Origin of the sequence: Kitasatospora sp. NPDC057904, assembly GCF_042887925.1 — a bacterium.
GTDB lineage: Bacteria > Actinomycetota > Actinomycetes > Streptomycetales > Streptomycetaceae > Kitasatospora.
Genome location: NZ_JBHVOL010000017.1, coordinates 141,849 through 160,294 on the forward strand (window position 1 = coordinate 141,849; position 18,446 = coordinate 160,294).

General features: G+C 73.3%; 10 protein-coding genes. 4 read left to right on the forward strand and 6 right to left on the reverse strand.

Features of this window, described 5'->3' with window-relative positions:
- Positions 1-235 precede the first annotated feature (235 nt).
- Entirely contained in the window at positions 236-3,106 is a 2,871-nt protein-coding gene (locus tag ACFVSN_RS33390) for an FtsK/SpoIIIE domain-containing protein (RefSeq protein WP_387957301.1), read from the forward strand.
- A gap of 84 nt (positions 3,107-3,190) precedes the next feature.
- On the opposite strand, the gene ACFVSN_RS33395 is transcribed toward ACFVSN_RS33390, so the two are convergent.
- The 5 genes from ACFVSN_RS33395 to ACFVSN_RS33415 form a co-directional block, all read right to left on the reverse strand.
- On the reverse strand, positions 3,191-8,137 hold the full coding sequence (locus ACFVSN_RS33395) for an NAD-glutamate dehydrogenase (protein WP_380435428.1): 4,947 nt from the start codon (positions 8,135-8,137) through the stop codon (positions 3,191-3,193).
- A gap of 283 nt (positions 8,138-8,420) precedes the next feature.
- A complete protein-coding gene (gene pruA / locus ACFVSN_RS33400) occupies positions 8,421-10,046 on the reverse strand; it encodes an L-glutamate gamma-semialdehyde dehydrogenase (protein WP_380435453.1) in 1,626 nt (541 codons plus the stop codon).
- 140 nt (positions 10,047-10,186) lie between these two features.
- Positions 10,187-10,843, reverse strand: coding sequence for an HAD family hydrolase (locus ACFVSN_RS33405; RefSeq protein WP_380435429.1), 657 nt, complete (start codon positions 10,841-10,843; stop codon positions 10,187-10,189).
- 83 nt (positions 10,844-10,926) lie between these two features.
- Positions 10,927-11,436, reverse strand: a complete 510-nt coding sequence (locus ACFVSN_RS33410; protein WP_380498985.1) for a DUF6912 family protein — start codon at positions 11,434-11,436, stop codon at positions 10,927-10,929.
- 116 nt (positions 11,437-11,552) lie between these two features.
- Complete coding sequence (locus ACFVSN_RS33415) at positions 11,553-12,614, reverse strand: patatin-like phospholipase family protein (RefSeq protein ID WP_387957304.1); 1,062 nt, start codon at positions 12,612-12,614, stop codon at positions 11,553-11,555.
- A gap of 428 nt (positions 12,615-13,042) precedes the next feature.
- Between ACFVSN_RS33415 and ACFVSN_RS33420 the strand changes: the two genes are divergently transcribed.
- Positions 13,043-13,537, forward strand: a complete 495-nt coding sequence (locus ACFVSN_RS33420) for an Rv3235 family protein (protein ID WP_387957307.1) — start codon at positions 13,043-13,045, stop codon at positions 13,535-13,537.
- Between the two features lie 59 nt (positions 13,538-13,596).
- Here ACFVSN_RS33420 and secA read toward each other — a convergent pair whose 3' ends face one another.
- The gene (gene secA, locus ACFVSN_RS33425; RefSeq protein WP_380435433.1) at positions 13,597-16,359 is read right to left on the reverse strand and encodes a preprotein translocase subunit SecA; all 2,763 of its coding nucleotides are present in this window, start codon (positions 16,357-16,359) and stop codon (positions 13,597-13,599) included.
- 241 nt (positions 16,360-16,600) lie between these two features.
- Here secA and ACFVSN_RS33430 point away from each other — a divergent pair, with 241 nt between their 5' ends.
- Positions 16,601-17,158 (forward strand): GNAT family N-acetyltransferase, encoded by a 558-nt coding sequence (locus ACFVSN_RS33430; RefSeq protein WP_380435434.1) that lies wholly within the window; start codon positions 16,601-16,603, stop codon positions 17,156-17,158.
- Positions 17,159-17,227: 69 nt separating this feature from the next.
- On the forward strand, positions 17,228-18,424 hold the full coding sequence (locus tag ACFVSN_RS33435) for a winged helix-turn-helix domain-containing protein (RefSeq protein ID WP_387957309.1): 1,197 nt from the start codon (positions 17,228-17,230) through the stop codon (positions 18,422-18,424).
- Positions 18,425-18,446: the final 22 nt, after the last annotated feature.

Consider the following 18,446-nt stretch of genomic DNA (forward strand, 5'->3'; position numbering starts at 1 on the left):
GTTGGGGGACATCCCCTAGGGAAGGGTCACGGGCACCGCCGGAGCACCGGTTGACCTGACCCTCCGCCACCTCCAACATGGCGATCATCGCAAGATCGTCAAATCCGGTACCGTGCGCGGACCGTCCGTGACGGATGGCAGGATGGACACTCGCCACCTTTGTGGCCCAGCGGCCGCCCGAGCCGCGAGGCAGCGGTACCAGGCTTCACATCAGCAGAAGGGACCCGCGGGCGAGATGCAGATCCGGCTGACCGTCCTCCGACCGCGCAGCGGCCCGACCGCCGCCGGCACCGCCATCCCCTACGTGGACGTACTGGTCACCGCGCCCGTGGGCACCGCGCTCGGCGCCCTCGCGGGCGCGCTCGCGGGCGCCGTGGGCGTGCGCGGGCCCCGGGCCGCCACCCACGTGCACCTCTACGCCGGGGCGCACCGGGTGGACGAACACACCCTGCTCGGCCATCCTCCGCTGCTCGACGGCGCCGTCCTCAGCCTCAACGAGCCGGACCCGACCGCCGACGACCCCGACGACGCGACGGCCGCCGCCGAACTGCGCGTGGTCGGCGGGCCCGACGCCGGCGGCGTGCACCGCCTGCACGGCCGGGAGATCCGGGTCGGCCGCTCCGGCGAGGCCGACGTCCCGCTCGACGACCCGGACGTCTCCCGGCTGCACCTGTCCCTGCACCTCGCCGAGGACGGCCGGGTCACCGTCCGCGACCTCGGCTCCACCAACGGCACCACCCTGGACAGCCGGATCGTCCCGCCCGGCCCGCTGGAGGAGGCCGTCCCGCTCGACCCCGGAGCCCTGCTGCGGATCGGCGAGTCCACCCTCCAGCTCGCGGCCCCCGAACCCGGCGAGCCCGCCCGCGCCGCCGTCCCGGACGGCCACGGCCACCTCCAGCTCGCCGCCCCCGGCCCCGTCCGGCCCGCGCCGCCCGTCGCCGAACCGCCCGCCGCCCCCGAGCCCGCGGCGGGCCGCGGCCGCGGACTGCTCTCGCTGCGGCTCGGCCGCACCGCCGAACCGCCCGGACAGGAGAGCGCCGAGCGCCACCACGCCGCCGTCCGGATCCGCCAGGCCGCCGCCCAGCGCGAACGCTGGCCCGACCTCGCCACCCTCCTGCTCAACGCCGTCGGCCCCGGCCCCCGGCTCTGGGAGCGCGGCCCCGGCCACCCCGACGCGCTCACCCTGCGCCTGGGCACCGCCGACCGCCCCGGCGGCCCCGGCACCACCCCCGGCACGACACTGCCCGCCGTCCCGGTCACCCTCGACCTGCAGACCGCCGGCAGCCTCGGCCTCAGCGGCCCGCGCGAGCGACTGGACGCGCTCACCCGCGCCGTCGTCGCCCAGCTCGCCGCCCTGCACCCGCCGAGCGGCCTGAGCCTCGTCGTCGTCGACTCCGACCACGCCCGCACCCCGCAGGAGCGCGTCGACACCTGGGCCTGGGCCCTCTGGCTGCCCCACCTGCGCCCCGTCGAGGGCCAGGACTGCCGCCTGCTGCTCGGCCTCGACGACGAGCAGGCCACCGCCCGGCTCACCGAGCTCACCGCCCGGCTCAGCGGCCCGGTCGGCCTCGGCGGCCACTCCGCCACCGTCGTCGTGGTCGACGGCCGCCCGGCCACCGAGACCGCCCGGCAGGCGCTGGACCTGCTGCTGCGCCAGGGCCCGGCGGTCGGCATCTTCCCGATCTGCCTCGCCGAGCAGCCCGAACTGCTCCCCCGCGGCGTCGGCGCCACCGCCCTGATCACCGGCGAGGTCGGCACCCACCTCTCGCTCGACCGCCCGGTCGCCCGCGGCCGCGAGACCCTGCACGAGGTCTCGCTGGACGCCGTCTCCGACGCCTGGGCCGAGCGGCTGGCCCGGGTGCTCGCCCCGCTGCGCGAGGCCGCCCCGGCCGCCCGCGGCCCCCTGCCGGACGCCCTGCGGCTGCTCGACCTGCTGCAGCTCGACACCGTCACCCCCGCCAAGCTCTCCGCCCGCTGGGACGCCCACGCCGGCGGCATCGGCGCCGCCACCGCGCTGCTCGGCACCACCCGCGACGAGCTCTGCACGCTCGACCTCGCCGATCCCGAACTGGCCCTCCCCTCCCCCGACCCGGGCGGCCCGCACCTGCTGATCGGCGGCGCGCGCGGCTCCGGCAAGACGGAGCTGCTGCGCACGCTGGTCGCCTCGCTCGCCGTCTCCGAGCGGCCCGAGCGGCTGGCCGTCACCATCGTCGAGGGCCGGGCCACCGAGGACGGGCTGGACGGCTGCACCGAGCTCCCGCACGTCACCGGGCGGGTCAACGCCGCCTCCGACCCGCGCCAGGCGCTGCTCGCCGCGGAGGCGCTGGAGGACGAACTCGCGCTGCGGGAGCGGCTGTTCGACGGCCTCGACTTCGCCTCCTGGCACGCCGCCCGCATTCTTGACGGCCAGCACAGCCTGGACGGCCAGCACAGCCTCGACGGCCGACAGGGACCGGCCGGTCGGCAGGGCCTCGGCACAGGTGCGGACGCCCCGCAGGTACCGGTGCCCGCCGCCGTCGGAGCCGCCGCGACCCCCGCGCCCCGGATCATCGGGCCGCGCGGCGCCGACGGCCCCCGGCCCGCCGCCCCGGGCTCCCCGGTCCCCGCCCGGCTGGTCGTCGTGGTCGACGACTACGACGCGCTGCTCTCCCCCACCTCCCCGGCCGGCCGCCCGCTGGCCCGCGCGCTCGCCGCCGTCGCCCGCCGCGGCGGCCCGCTCGGCGTCCACCTCGCGGTCACCACCGGCCGGCCCGAGGAGAGCGCCGGCACCGAGGTGGACGAGGCCGCCCTGCTCCGGATCGCGCTGCGCACCGAGGACCCGGCCGACTCCGACCTGCTGATCCACCTGGGCGACGCCGCCGCCCTCCCCGAGGACACGCCGGGCCGCGGCTACCTGCGGCTGCCGGACGGCGGCGTCTGCGCCTTCCAGGCCGCCCGGATCAGTGGACGCATCCCGCGCACCGCGACCCTGCGCCCGACGGTCGTCGCGATAGACCCGCTCCAGCTCGGCGCCCCGCCCGCCCGCCGCCCGGTCCGCGAACTCGGCAACGGCCCGACGGACCTGGCGCTCCTCGCCAGCGCCCTCCAGCGCGCGGCGACCCGCTGAGGGCCGGCGTCCCGCGGCACGCACGGAAAGGGGCGGGGCCCGCGTCCGAAGACGCGGGCCCCGCCCCTTTGCCGTCCTGACTTCCTAGCGCATCGAGCCGGTGCGCAGGAGGGTGCGGATGACGCGCATCGCGACCGACAGGCTGGACAGCTCGTAGTTGTCCGAACCCCTTATGTCGTCGAGCGTGCTCTTCGCGCGGTTCAGCAGCGTCCCGTTGAGCTCCGCCCAGGCGGTGTAGCGCTCCTCCGGGGTGGCGCCCTCCGGGCCGCAGACGAGGATGTCGGCGGTCAGCGCCGCGTGCGCCGCGAAGAGGTCCTCGCGGATCGCGGCCCGGGCCATCGACGACCAGCGGTCGGTGCGGGGCAGGTCGATGATGCGGTCCAGCAGGTGCGAGATCTGCAGGCGGTCGCCGAGGTCGTAGTAGAGCTCGGCGACGTCCGCGACGTCCTTGCCGGAGCGGTCCGCGACCTCGGTGATGTCCAGGGTCGGGAAGACCGAGGACAGGCCGGCGATCCGGGTGGCCAGCTCCTCCGGCACGCCCGCCGCGGCGAGCTCGCCGTGGATCGACTCGAACCACGCCAGGTCCTCGCCGCGCAGCGGCTTGGGCAGCGAGCCCCACACCTGGGCGATCCGGTCGCGGAAGAACGCGATCGTGGCGGCGATGTCCAGCGGCTGGCGGCGGTTGTTGAGCATCCACCGGGTGGCGCGCTCGACCAGGCGGCGCGAGTGCAGCCGCATCTTGGTCTGGACCCGGGCCGGGACCTTGTTGTCCAGGCCCTCGATCTCGCCCCAGATCTCCTCCAGGCCGAACACGGCCCGCGCGGCGGTGTGCGTCCGGGCGATCTCCTCGTAGGTCGCGCCGGTCTCCTCCTTCAGGCGGAAGGCGAAGGTGCAGCCACCGCGGTTGATCGTGTCGTTGACGATCAGCGTGGTGATGATCTCCCGGCGCAGCGCGTGGCCGTCGATCGCCTCGGCGAACCTGGTCCGCAGGGCGCTCGGGAAGTACTCGTGGAGCGCGGTGCGGAAGTACGGGTCGTCGGGCAGGTCGGTGGCGAGCAGCTCCTCGGCCAGCGTGATCTTGGTGTACGCGAGCAGGACGGACATCTCGGGCTGCGAGAGCCCGCGGCCGTTCTGCTGGCGCTCGCGGATCAGGCGCTCGGCGGGCAGGAACTCCAGCCCCCGGTCGAGCTGGCCGGCCGCCTCGAAGCGGTTGATCATCCGGGAGTGGACGTTGACCATGCTGTGCGCCTGGGCGACGGCGTTGGCCAGCACCACGTTCTGCGCGTAGTTGTTGCGCAGCACCAGGTGGCCGACCTCGTCGGTCATCTCGGCCAGCAGCGTGTTGCGCTGCTTGACCGTCATGTCGCCCTCGGCGACGACCCCGTTGAGCAGGATCTTGATGTTGACCTCGTGGTCCGAGGTGTCCACGCCGGCCGAGTTGTCGATGGCGTCGGTGTTGATCCAGCCGCCGGTGCTCTCCGGGCCGCCGGCCGCCGCGTACTCGATGCGGCCGAGCTGGGTGCAGCCGAGGTTGCCGCCCTCGCCGATGACCCGGGCCCGGACCTGCTCGCCGTTGACGCGGATGGCGTCGTTGGCCTTGTCGCCGACCTCGGCGTTGGTCTCGGTCGAGGCCTTGATGTAGGTGCCGATGCCGCCGTTCCAGAACAGGTCGACCGGCGCCTGCAGGATCGCCTTCATCAGCTCGGCCGGGGTGAGCCGGGCCTCCTGGATGCCGAGCGCGGCCCGGACCTGGGCACTGACCTGGATCGACTTGGCACTGCGCGGGAACACCCCGCCGCCGGCCGAGATCAGCGACTTGTCGTAGTCGTCCCACGAGCTGCGCGGCAGGTCGAACAGGCGGCGGCGCTCGGCGTACGAGAGGGCCGCGTCCGGGTTCGGGTCGAGGAAGATGTGGCGGTGGTCGAAGGCCGCGACCAGCCGGATGTGCTCGCTGAGCAGCATGCCGTTGCCGAAGACGTCGCCGGACATGTCGCCGATGCCGATGACGGTGAAGTCCTCGGCCTGGGTGTCGACGCCGAGCTCGCGGAAGTTGCGCTTGACCGACTCCCAGGCGCCGCGGGCGGTGATGCCCATGCCCTTGTGGTCGTAGCCCGCCGAGCCGCCGGAGGCGAACGCGTCGCCCAGCCAGAAGCCGTAGGACTCGGCGACGCCGTTGGCGATGTCGGAGAAGGTCGCGGTGCCCTTGTCGGCGGCGACGACCAGGTAGGTGTCGTCCTCGTCGTGGCGGACCACGTCGGCCGGGTGGACGACCTCGCCGCCGACCAGGTTGTCGGTGATGTCGAGCAGCGCCGAGATGAACGTCTTGTACGAGGAGACACCCTCGGCCAGCCACGCGTCGCGGTCCACCGACGGGTCCGGCAGCTGCTTGGCGACGAAGCCGCCCTTGGCGCCGACCGGCACGATGACGGTGTTCTTCACCATCTGCGCCTTGACCAGGCCGAGGATCTCGGTGCGGAAGTCCTCGCGCCGGTCGGACCAGCGCAGACCGCCGCGGGCGACCTTGCCGAAGCGCAGGTGCACGCCCTCGACCTGCGGCGAGTAGACCCAGATCTCGAACGCCGGGCGCGGGGCCGGCAGGTCCGGGATGGCCTTCGGGTCGAACTTCATCGACACGTAGGAGTGCCACTCGCCGGAGCCGTCGTGCTGGAAGAAGTTGGTCCGCAGGGTGGCCTTGATGAGGTTCAGGAAGGAGCGCAGGATGCGGTCCTCGTCCAGCGAGACGACCTCGTCGAGCGCGCCGGCCAGCTCCTCCAGGATGCCCTCGGTCAGCTCCAGGGCGCCCGAGCGGTGGCTCGGGCTCAGCCGGGCCTCGAAGAGGTTGACCAGCAGGCGGGTGCTGTGGGTGTTGTTGCGGAGCGCGTCCTCCATGTAGTCCTGGGAGAACGTGGAGCCCGCCTGGCGCAGGTACTTGGCGTACGCGCGCAGCATCATCGCCTGGCGCCAGGTCAGCCCGGCGGTGAGGACCAGCTCGTTGAAGCCGTCGTTCTCGGCCCGGCCGGTCCAGGTGGCGGCGAAGGTCTCCTGGAAGCGCTCGCGCGCCTCGTCGGTGAGCTCGGTGGCCTCGCGCAGCTTCAGGCCGAAGTCGTACACCCACGCGGTGGTGCCGTCGGAGCGGCGCAGCGCGTACGGGTGTTCGTCCAGGACCTCGACGCCCAGGCGCTGGAGCACCGGCAGGACCTCGGTGAGCGAGATCGGGCCGCCGACCCGGTAGATCTTGAAGCGGCGCTCGTCGTCGCCGGCGCCGACCGGCTGGTACAGGTTGAGGCGGAAGTCGCCCGCGCCGTGCAGCGACTCGATCTGCTTGATGTCGGAGACGGCGGTGCGCGGCGGGAAGTCGGCGCGGTAGCCGTCGGGGAAGGCGTTGGCGTACTTGTGGCCGAGCTCGGCGGCCTTCTCCTCGCCCAGCTCGGTGTGCAGCTGGTCGTGGAAGCCGTCCATCCAGAACCGGGCGGCCTCGGCCAGGCGGTTCTCGATCCGCTCGATGTCGGTGTCGGTGAGCTGCGGCAGCTCGGTGCCGGGGGCCACCCGGACGACGAAGTGCAGGCGGGTCAGCACCGACTCGGTGGCGTACACCGTGTAGTCGATGGCGTCGCCGTTCAGCTCTTCCTTGAGGATGTCGGTGAGCAGCAGGCGGATCCGGGTGGTGTACCGGTCGCGCGGCAGGTAGATGAACGCCGAGTAGTAGCGGCCGTACTCGTCCTGGCGCAGGAAGAGGCGCAGCTTGCGGCGCTCCTGCAGGTAGAGCACGCTCGTGGCGATCGAGAGCAGTTCGGAGGCCGCCGTCTGGAACATCTCGTCCCGCGGGAAGGTCTCCATGATCTGCAGCAGGTCGCGGCCGTCGTGGCTCTCGCTGGAGAAGCCGGAGCCGTCCAGGACGGCCTGGACCTTGCGGCGCACGACCGGGATCCGGGTGACGGACTCGGTGTACGCGGCGGAGGAGAACAGGCCGAGGAAGCGGCGCTCGCCGATGGGCTCGCCGGCGGCGTTGAACTTCTTCACGCCGACGTAGTCCAGGTAGGCCGGGCGGTGCACGGTGGCACGGCTGTTGGCCTTGGTGAGGACGAGCAGCTTCTTCTCGTGGGCCTTGGCGCGCACCGGCGCGGAGAGGCGGCCGAAGGCCTCGCTCACGGAGTGGTGGCGGTCGTCGTGGCTGTGCGGGTCGGCGCGCAGGATGCCGAGGCCGGTGCCGGCGACGGCCTTGAGGACCTCTTCGCCCTCGTGCTCGACGAGGTCGTACTCGCGGTAGCCGAGGAAGGTGAAGTGGTCGTCGCCGAGCCAGCGCATCAGCTCCCAGGCCTCGCCGACCTCCTGCTCGGGCAGGCCGGCCGGGGGCTCCTCGGCCAGCTCGTCGGCCAGGCGCAGCGCGCTGTCGCGCATCTTGGTCCAGTCCTCGACGACCTCGCGGACGTCGCCGAGCACGCGGCGCAGGTTGGACTCGATCGAGCGCAGGTCCTCGCGGTCGGTCTCGCGGTCGATCTCGATGTGCATCCACGACTCGACGGTCGCGTCGGCGGGCCACTCGGCGCCGGCGGCCTGGCTGCGCGCGCACGCGTCGACGTCGAGGATCTCCAGGAGCTTGCCGGTGATGTCACGGCGGACGACCAGCTGCGGGTGGATCACGATGTGGATGCCGCGGTCCTGGCGGGACAGCTCGTTGGTGACGGAGTCGACCAGGAAGGACATGTCGTCGGTGACGACCTCGACGACCGTGTGGCCGCAGGACCAGCCGTTCTCCTCGACCGAGGGGGTGTGCACCCGCACCTCGGCGGTGCCCTGGGGGCGCTTGAGGCCCAGGCGGTAGTGCGAGGCGGCCGCGCCGTAGACGTCGACCGGGTCGAGGTCGACCAGGTCCTCGGGCGCGGTGTGGAGGTAGTAGTGGTGCAGGTACGCGGTAAGAGCGCCGTTGCTCAGACCCTCCCCCGGCGCCGCTCCCCCCACCTGGCTGTTCTCAGCGGCTGCGGCGGCCTTCTTGAGCAGGTCGGCCTTGGCTGCGTCCAGCTTGGTCTGCATGACTTCTTGGCTCCTGTCGCGCGCCGTTGCGTGACTCGGTCGTGTGTGGATGAACACCGACGGGTCTACCGCAATCCTGCCGCACCATCCGACTGAAAAGGGTTCATGGCGCGCATGAAACGCCTTCGCAGTGGGTAGGACGATTCGTCCTGCGGAGCCACCCGACGACGCCAGCCAGCCTAACCGGATCAATCGAAGGTGGACAGGGACAGGGAGGCGCAAAGGTGCCGGGTGACCGGTCCGTCCTGGACACCATGTCCAAACCGGAACCGGATGTTCGCTTTCAGCCCATATGCGGGTACGCATGGTGCGTCGGCGGCACGAAGGTTTCCTTGATCGAACGGGCCGAGGTCCAGCGCAGCAGGTTCTGGGCGGCGCCCGCCTTGTCGTTGGTGCCGGAGGCACGGCCGCCGCCGAAGGGCTGCTGGCCGACGACGGCGCCGGTCGGCTTGTCGTTGATGTAAAAGTTCCCGGCGGTGAAGCGCAGTTCCTCCACCGCACGGGCGATCGCGTAGCGGTCCTGTGCGATGACGGCACCGGTCAGGCCGTACGGGGCGGCGGCGTCGATCCTGGCGAACACGTCGTCCCAGCGGGAGTCCTCGTAGACGTGGACGGCGAGGATCGGGCCGAAGTACTCGGTGCGGAAGATCTCGCCGCGGTGGTCGGAGGAGACCAGGACGGTGGGCCGGACGAACCAGCCGATCGCGTCGTCGTACTGGCCGCCGGCCGCCAGTTCGATCGTGGGGTCGCGCTTGGCCCGCTCGATGGCGTCCCGGTTCTTCTCGAAGGCCCGCCGGTCGATGAGCGCGCCCATGAAGTTGGAGAGGTCGGTGACGTCGCCGACGGCGAGCGCGTCGACCTCGGCCAGGAAGTCGTCCTTGATCCGCTGCCAGAGGCTGCGCGGCAGGTAGGCGCGGGAGAGCGCCGAGCACTTCTGGCCCTGGTACTCGAAGGCGCCGCGGATCAGCGCCGTCTTGAGGATCTCCGGGTCGGCGGAGCGGTGGGCGAGCAGGAAGTCCTTGCCGCCGGTCTCGCCGACGATCCGCGGGTACGTCCGGTAGCCGCCGATGTTCGCGCCGATCGTCTGCCACAGCGACTGGAAGGTCGCGGTCGAGCCGGTGAAGTGCAGGCCGGCCAGCGCCGGGTCGGCCAGCGCGACCGGGGACACCTGGAGGCCGTCGCCGGTCACCAGGTTGATCACCCCGGGCGGCAGGCCGGCCGCCTCCAGCAGCCGCATCAGGTGGTGGGCGGCCAGCGCCTGGGTCGGCGCGGGCTTCCAGACCACCGTGTTGCCCATCAGCGCGGGGGCGGTGGGCAGGTTCCCGGCGATCGCGGTGAAGTTGAACGGCGTGATCGCGTAGACGAAACCTTCCAGCGGGCGGTGATCGGTGCGGTTCCACACCCCCGGGGACGAGACCGGCTGATCGGCCAGGACCTGCCGGGCGAAGTGGACGTTGTAGCGCCAGAAGTCGATCAGCTCGCAGGCCGAGTCGATCTCCGCCTGCTGCGCGGTCTTGGACTGGCCGAGCATCGTGGCCGCGTTGAGCGTCTCCCGCCAGGGCCCGGCGAGGAGGTCCGCGGCGCGCAGGAACACCGCCGCGCGGTCGTCGAAGGACAGCGAGCGCCACTCCCGGGCGGCCGCCAGCGCCGCGTCCACCGCCGCGCGGGCGTCCTCCCGGGTGGCGTTGCCGAGCACGCCCAGCTTGGCCGCGTGGTGGTGCGGCTGGACGACGTCGATCCGCTCGCCGCCGCCGAAGCGCTGCTCCCCGCCGATCGTCATCGGCAGCGGCACCTGCTCGGCCGCCAGCTCGTCCAGGCGCCGCACCAGGCGCTCCCGCTCGGCGCTGCCGGGCCCGTACGCCCGCACCGGCTCGTTGACCGGCTCCGGCACCTGGGTCACTGCGTCGATGGGCATGGCGGCTCCGTCCTGCTGCTGTACCGATGTCAGTCCAGCCTGACCAGCCCCCGGCGGATCCGCCCGTCCAGACACGCCAACGGCGGACGTGGCGCGCGCCACGTCCGCCGTCAGGACGGCGGCATCGCCGCAGCTCAGGCCGTCAGCCGTCCGGCCAGCTCGACCGCCTCCGCGAGGGTGTCCACGACGGGCACGCCGACCGGCTCCAGCTTCTCCCTGGTGTGCGAGCCGCCGGTGTACAGCACGGCGTGCGCGCCCGCGCCGATCGCCGCGAGGGCGTCGTCCGCGGCGTCCCCGATGAGGACCGTACGGGCGGGGTCCACGCGCTCGCCGAGGGCCGCCAGGTGGCGGACCAGCTGCTCGCCCTTCTGCCCGCCGGAGGGGCCGCTGCGGCCGTCCACGCGCAGGAAGGTGCCGGTCAGGCCGAAGGCGTCGACCAGCGGCACGAGCTTGTCGTGCTCGTACATCGACAGCAGGGACTGGCTGTGCCCCGCCTCCTGCCAGCCCGACAGCAACTCGCGGACGCCGTCGGTCAGGCCGCAGGCCGGACTCAGCTCGCGGTAGCGGTCGTGGAAGGCGTCGTCGAGGCGGAGCCACTCGGCCCGGGACGGCATGCGGCCGAGCAGGCGCTCGTAGAAGCGGGGGATCGGGATCTCGTACTGCTCGCGGTACTCCTGCATGGTCATCGGCCCGACGCCGATGGTCGCGAACGCGGCGTTGCTCGCTCCGAGCACCGCCTCCATGTCGTGGAAGAGCGTGCCGTTCCAGTCCCAGACGATGTGATTACGCACGATCCGAACGGTAACTCCGGGCACCGACGGGCCGGTAGGACGGGGCTCACGCAGGGGCGGCCGCTGACCGGCCGGGCGGGCGGTCAGGCGAGGAGCCCGGGGATCTCCTGGGTCGCGAACCAGAGCAGGTCGTGGTCCTCGGCGCCGTCCACGGTGAACTGGGCGTCCTGGTCCCCCTCGTCGGCGGCGGCCACCGCGGCCACGGCCGCCGTCACGTCCGCGAGCACCTCGTCGTCGGCGACGTCCGCGTGCACGGCCGCCGCCTTCGCGAGCTTCACCGGGCCGGCCAGCACCACGCGGCCCAGCGAGGCCTGGTCCTGGTACTCGTCGCCGGGGAAGGGCCGCACGGCGGAGTCCGCCACGTCCAGCGCCACCACGACGCGGCGGCGCGGCGCGCCGGGATCGGCGGCCAGCAGCCGCAGCGAGGACTGCGCGGCCCGGTTCAGCGCCGCGTACTCCAGCTCCTCGATGTCGTCGCTGACGTACCACTCGCGCAGCGCGGGCGTCACGGCGTACGCCGCGGTCTCGTCCAGGACGCCGCCCGGGTGCGCCGCCGCCAGGCCGGTCAGGGTGGTGGGCACGTACACGCGCATCGGTGGCACTCTCCGGTTCGTCCAGCGTTCGTCCAGCGGCACAGCTTCCAGCGCCCCCAAGAATAAGCGCCGGGCGCCCGCCGTGATCACGTCCCGCCGGATCGGCGGGCCGCGGATCAGCGCGCCGCCGCCAGCGCCTCCCGGCTGGTGCGCAGCGCGCTCTCCAGCACCGCGCCGCGGCGGGCCGGGTCCATCATGTTCGGACCCATCGCCGCCAGGTCCGCCGGCGTCGGCGCGAGCAGCCGCACCCGCACGCCCTCCGCCCGCAGCAACGCGGCCTCGCGCAGCAGCTGCCTGGTCACCGCGCGGCGGTAGCGGCTGACCACCTGGGCCAGCACGCCGCGCGGGCGGTCGCGGGCGCGCCACTCGTGCAGCGCGGCGAGGGTGCCGCGGTCGGCGCGCCCGGCGCGGGGGTGCAGGCGCAGGGCCATCGGGGCGAGCACGTACGCCTCGTCCAGACCGCGGCCGAGCAGCAGGTCGGCGTTGGTGGCCGACCAGCAGCCGCCGTCCACGTACGCCGAGCCGTCCAGGCGCACGGGCGCGAACCAGCCGGGGATCGCGCAGGAGGCCATCACGGCGTCCGCGATGGCGACCGCCGGGGCGTCCGGGTCGCCGAAGACCACCCGGTGGCCGCTGCGGTAGTCCACGGCCGCGACCCGCAGCGCGGAGCCGGCCGGCCAGCCGCCCGGCCCGTGCAGGTCGCGGACCAGCGCGCCGACCGGGGCGAGCGAGCCGCGGCCGTGCGGCGCCACCGCCGACACCATGGTCAGCAGCGGGTACTCGCGCGGGTGGCGGACGGCGTCCCGCAGGAGGCCCGGCGAGCCGATCCCGGCCCGCGGCCGGGGCGGCAGGGCGCCGCCGACGGCCGTCTCGTAGTCGAAGGCCACGCCGGCCAGCGGGCCCTCGGTGAGCGGCAGTCCGCGCTGGTGGTCGCGCAGCTGGTCGACCGGCACGCCGGCGGCGAGCAGCGCGCCGAGGATGGAGCCGGCCGAGGTGCCCAGCAGCACGTCGGCGTCGCCGGGGCGCCAGCCGGTCGCCTCCTCGACGGCGCACAGCGCGCCGACCGTCCAGGCCGCGCCGAGCATGCCGCCGCCGCCCAGGACCAGCCCGCGCCGGGGTGCTCCCCGGGCGGCACCCGTCCGGGCCGGGGACTGCGCCGCTGCTGCCCGTGTCGTCATGCCGGGTGTCGTCATGCCGGCCGCCTGTCGTCGTGGGGCGTCGCGCCCGCTCCCGCGGTTCCCGGTCAGGATCCGATCCTGCGCGCCGACCGCGGACCGCCGCAACGCGTGACCCCGGCCGCACCACCCGGACCGGCGAACGCGGCCGTCCCCTTTCGGGCCTACCCGCCCGTCGTCGCACGTCAACCGCGTGCCTCCGGGACGACCCGGGAGGCCGCCGCCGCAACGGGCCGTTCGCCCGGATAGGTGAACTTCACCCTCCGCTCCCCACGGTTGCGCAATCCCCTTGCCGCCCCCTCCCGACCGCCGCTACCAAGGACCCGTCCGTACCCGCACCACTCGCCCGAGGAAGCACCCCGACCCGTCCGCGCCCACCCCCGCCGTCCAGCCCTGCCGTCCAGCCCTGCCGTCCACCCGAGGAATCCCCCGTGACCACGCCCCGGAGCACCACCGCCCGCCCGCCCGGCCCCGAGGAGACACCCGTGACCCCACCGCTCGCCGCCCGCCCCCACCGCCACCTGCACGACGACGCACCGCACCCCGCCGGGCGGCGGCCCCGGCACCCCCGGGCCGACTGCGCCGGCGCCCCGCCCGGGCACGACCCCCGCGCACTCGCGGCGCGCTTCGCGCACCGGCTCGTCGAGGTGCTCACCGGCGCCCGCCCGTCCGGCCAGCTGATGCGGCACACCAGCTTGGACGGCTACGGCCAGCTCGCCTCCCTCGTCCGCACGGGCGCCCTGCGCCGCGGCGGCGCCGGCGCCCGGCCGCGCCTGGGCCCGGTGCACGACAGATCGCCCTCGCCCGACGCCGTCGAGGCGTGCGTGCGGGTCGACCTCGGCCGGCGGCACCACATGGTGGCCTTCCGCCTCGAACAGCGCGGCCCGGCCGGTCAGTGGCAGTGCACCGCCGTGGAGGCCCGGTGACGGCGCAGGGCGCCGCCCCCGTACGGGAACGGCGCCCTGTGCTGTGGCGCGGTGGCGGCTCAGGCCTTGCGGCGGCGCCCCTTGGCCGACTTCGCGGCCTTGCGGCGCTCGGCGCGGGTCAGGCCGTCGCCCTCGTCCTCCGCCGCGAGGTCGTCGAAGTCGCCCTCGACCACGCCGCCGCCGATCTCGTCCGAGGGGGCCGTGTAGTGCAGCCGCTGCGGCTTCGGGGCCTCCAGGCCCTTGGCCTTGATCTCCGGGCGGGCGGCGTCCTTCTCCAGCTTGTCGAGCACCACCTCGGCGTCCTCGACCGGGACCTCCTCGACCTGCTGCTCGACCTGGACCTCCAGGTTGAACAGGTAGCCGACGGACTCCTCCTTGATGCCCTCCATCATCGCGGTGAACATGTCGAAGCCCTCGCGCTGGTACTCGATCAGCGGGTCGCGCTGCGCCATGGCCCGCAGGCCGATGCCCTCCTGGAGGTAGTCCATCTCGTAGAGGTGCTCGCGCCAGCGGCGGTCCAGCACCGACAGGACGACCCGGCGCTCCAGCTCGCGCATGATCTCCTCGCCGAGCTGGTCCTCGCGGGCGCCGTACTGCGCCTGGATGTCCTCCTGGACGACCTTGGTGAGGAACTCGGAGGTCAGGCCGCCGGAGCCGCCCGCCTCCTCCTCCAGCTCCCCGAGGTCCAGGGCGAGCGGGTAGAGCTGCTTGAGCGCGGACCAGAGCTTCTCCAGGTCCCAGTCGTCCTCGAAGCCCTCGCCGGTGGCCGCCTTGACGTAGGCCTCGACGGTGTCGTCCATGAAGTGGCCGACCTGCTCCTGCAGGTCCTCGCCCTCCAGGACGCGGCGGCGCTCGCCGTAGATGACCTCGCGCTGGCGGTTCAGCACCTCGTCGTACTTCAGGACGTTCTTGCGGATCTCGAAGTTCTGCTGCTCGACCTGGGTCTGCGCGGAGGCGATCGCCCGGGTGACCATCTTCGACTCGATCGGCACGTCCTCGGGCACGTTGGCCATCGAGAGCACGCGCTCGACCATGCCGGCCTTGAACAGGCGCATCAGGTCGTCGCCGAGCGACAGGTAGAACCGGGACTCGCCCGGGTCGCCCTGACGGCCGGAGCGGCCGCGCAGCTGGTTGTCGATCCGGCGGGACTCGTGCCGCTCGGTGCCGAGGACGTAGAGGCCGCCGGCCTCCTTGACCTCGTCCTGCTCGGCCTTGACCGAGGCCTTGGCCTTCTCCAGCGCGGCCGGGAACGCGGCCTCGTACTCGTCCGGGTTGTCCCCGGCGGAGAGCCCGCGCTGGGCCAGCTCGGCCGCCGCGAGGTGGTCCGGGTTGCCGCCGAGCATGATGTCGGTGCCGCGGCCGGCCATGTTGGTGGCGACGGTGACGGCGCCCTTGCGGCCGGCCTGCGCGACGATCTGCGCCTCGCGCTCGTGGTGCTTGGCGTTCAGCACCTCGTGCGGGATGCCGCGCTTGCGCAGCTCCTGCGACAGGTACTCGGACTTCTCGACCGACACGGTGCCGACCAGCACCGGCTGGCCCTTCTCGTGCTTCTCGGCGATGTCCTCCACGACGGCGGCGAACTTGGCCGGCTCCGACTTATAGATCAGGTCGGGCTGGTCGATGCGCAGCGGCGTCTTGTTGGTCGGGATCGGCACGACGCCGAGCTTGTAGATCTGGTGGAACTCGGCGGCCTCGGTGGTGCCGGTACCGGTCATGCCGGAGAGCTTGTCGTACAGGCGGAAGAAGTTCTGCAGGGTGATGGTGGCCAGGGTCTGGTTCTCGTTCTGGACCTCCACCCCCTCCTTGGCCTCGATCGCCTGGTGCATGCCCTCGTTGTAGCGGCGGCCGGCCAGGATGCGGCCGGTGTGCTCGTCGACGATCATGACTTCGCCGTTCATGACGACGTAGTCCTTGTCCGCCTTGTACAGCTCCTTGGCCTTGATGGCGTTGTTCAGGAAGCCGACCAGCGGGGTGTTCACCGACTCGTAGAGGTTGTCGATGCCGAGGTAGTCCTCGACCCGGGTGACACCCTCCTCCAGGATGCCGACGGTGCGCTTCTTCTCGTCGACCTCGTAGTCGCGGTCGATCTTCAGGCGCTGCACCAGCTTGGCGAAGTCGGCGTACCACTTGGTCGCCTGGTCGGCCGGGCCGGAGATGATCAGCGGGGTGCGGGCCTCGTCGATGAGGATCGAGTCGACCTCGTCGACCACCGCGAAGTTGTGGCCGCGCTGGACGAGTTCGTCCTTCGACCAGGCCATGTTGTCGCGCAGGTAGTCGAAGCCGAACTCGTTGTTGGTGCCGTACGTGATGTCCATCGCGTACTGGCGCTTGCGCTCGGCGGGCGTCATGTTGCCCAGGATCACGCCGACTTCGAGGCCGAGGAAGCGGTGCACCCGGCCCATCCACTCCGAGTCGCGCTCGGCGAGGTAGTCGTTGACGGTGATCAGGTGGACGCCCTTGCCGGTGAGCGCGTTCAGGTACGCGGGCAGGGTGCCGACGAGGGTCTTGCCCTCACCGGTGCGCATCTCGGCGACGTAGCCGAAGTGCAGCGCGGCGCCGCCCATGAGCTGGACGTCGTAGTGCCGCTGGCCGAGGACGCGCTTGGCGGCCTCGCGGACGGTGGCGAACGCCTCGGGGAGGATGTCGTCCAGGGACTCCCCGTCGACGAGCCGCTGCTTGTACTCGTCGGTCAGTGCCCGCAGCTCCGCGTCGGTGAGGTTGACGAAGTCCTCTTCGATGGAGTTGACCTGGGCAGCAATCCGCTGCAGCTTGCGAAGGATCTTGCCTTCGCCGGCGCGCAGGATCTTGTCGAAGACGGACACTAGAGCGGGCTCCTTGCCTGTATTGGCACTGGACGACTGCACGACGGGTTCACCCCACCGCACGGGCCATCGTATGCGAGGAGTCCAATGCCCCGGGAGGTGCGTCAGCACGGTATTCCCGTGTCACTCGCGCGGGCGCCCGACCGATAGCACCGCCCACCGGGGCAAAACGGTCCCGGCCCCGCCGAGTTGGCGGAATATTCGGATGTCCGCCCTCCGCTTGGCGCGGAATAATCCGGGTATGGAAGAACTCCGGACCACGCCCGTCACCCTCACCACCGAGCGCCTCGTCCTGCGCGCCCCGCAGGAGTCGGACATCGACGCGGTCCTCGCCGCCTGCCAGGACGAGGAGATCCAGCGCTGGACGGTGGTGCCGGTCCCCTACCGGCGCGAGGACGCGGAGTTCTTCGTCCGCACACTGGCCCCGAACGGGCTGCGCGACGGCTCCGAGTACATCTGGTGCGTGACCGACCGCGCCACCGGGCGCCTGGTCGGCACCCAGTCGGTGTCCCGCTTCGCCGCCGACCCGGCCGCCGCCTCCGTCGGCTGGTGGACGGCGAAGGAGCAGCGCGGCCGCGGCTACACCGTCGAGGCGGCCCGCGAGGTCGCCCGCTGGGCCCTCACCGAGCTCGGCGTCCGCCGCCTCCAGTGGCTCGCCTACGTCGGCAACGACGGCTCCCGCGCCGTCGCCGAGCGGGTCGGCTACCGCTTCGAGGGCACGCTGCGCTCGTACGCCGAGCAGCGCGGCGTCTTCCACGACTCCTGGGTCGCCTCGCTGCTCCCGTCCGACCTGGCCTGAGCCGGCCCGCCGCCGGCCGGGCCCGGCCGGGCCCGGCCGCTGTCGGTGCCGGGCGTTACGCTCCCCGGCATGAGCTCCGCGCCCGCCCCCAGCTCCCCCGTCGCCGTCCTGAGTGTCGACGACGCCCGCCGGATCGCCCTGCGCGCGCAGGGCCTGCTCGGTGCGCCGGACCGGCGGGCCGGGGTGCGCGGCGTGCTGCGGCACCTGGGCGCCGTCCAGTTGGACACGATCTCCGTGCTGGCCCGCTCGCACGAACTGGTCCCGTACGCCCGGCTCGGCGCGGTCGGCCGGCCCGCCGTCGAGGCCGCGTACTGGGGCCACGGCACCAGCTTCGAGTACTGGTCGCACGCGGCCTGCGTCCTGCCGGTCGAGGAGTGGCCGCTGTTCGCGTTCCGCCGCCGCCGCTACCGCGACCGCGGCCACCTCTGGGGTCACCAGGTCTCGCCCGAAACGTACCGGCACGTGCTCGACAAGCTGCGCGCCGAGGGGCCGTTGACGTCCACCGAGCTGGGCGGCGCGAAGAAGACGGCCGAGTGGTGGGACTGGTCCGACACCAAGATCGCGGTCGAGCGCGCCCTGGCCTTCGGCGACGTGGTCTGCACCGAGCGCCGGAGTTGGAAGCGGGTCTACGCGCTGGCCGAACAGGCCGTCCCCGACGCCCTGTTCGGGCAGGATCCGACCGACGCGGACTGCGTCCGCACCCTGGTCGCCCAGGCCGGCGCCGCCCTCGGCGTGGCCACCCGGGCCGACCTGCTGGACTACCACCGGCTGCGCGCCGAGGAGTTGGACCCGGTCCTCGCCGACACCGGCCTCGTCCCGGTCGAGGTGGCCGGCTGGGGCCCCGACGGCACCGCGGCTCCCGCCTGGGCCGATCCCGCCGCGCTGGCCGCCGCCCCGCCGCGCGGACGCCACCGCACCACGCTGCTCTCGCCGTTCGACTCCCTGGTCTGGGACCGCGCGCGCACCGAGCGCGTCTTCGGCATGACGCACCGCCTGGAGGCCTACACCCCCAAGCACAAGCGGGTGCACGGCTACTTCGCCATGCCCCTGCTCGCCGGCGGGCGCCTGGTCGGCCGGGTGGACCCGGCCCGCGAGGGGCGCACCCTGGTCGCCCGCCAGGTCTCGCTCGACTCCGCCCGGCACGTCGGGGCACTGGCGACGGCGCTGCGCGAGGCGGCCTCCTGGGTGGGCTGCGACGCCGTGCGGGTGGAGGCGCTGCACGACGAGCGGCTGCGCCCCGCGCTGGAGAAGCTGCTCGCGGTGTGAGCACGCCCGGTGGCCGGGGGGA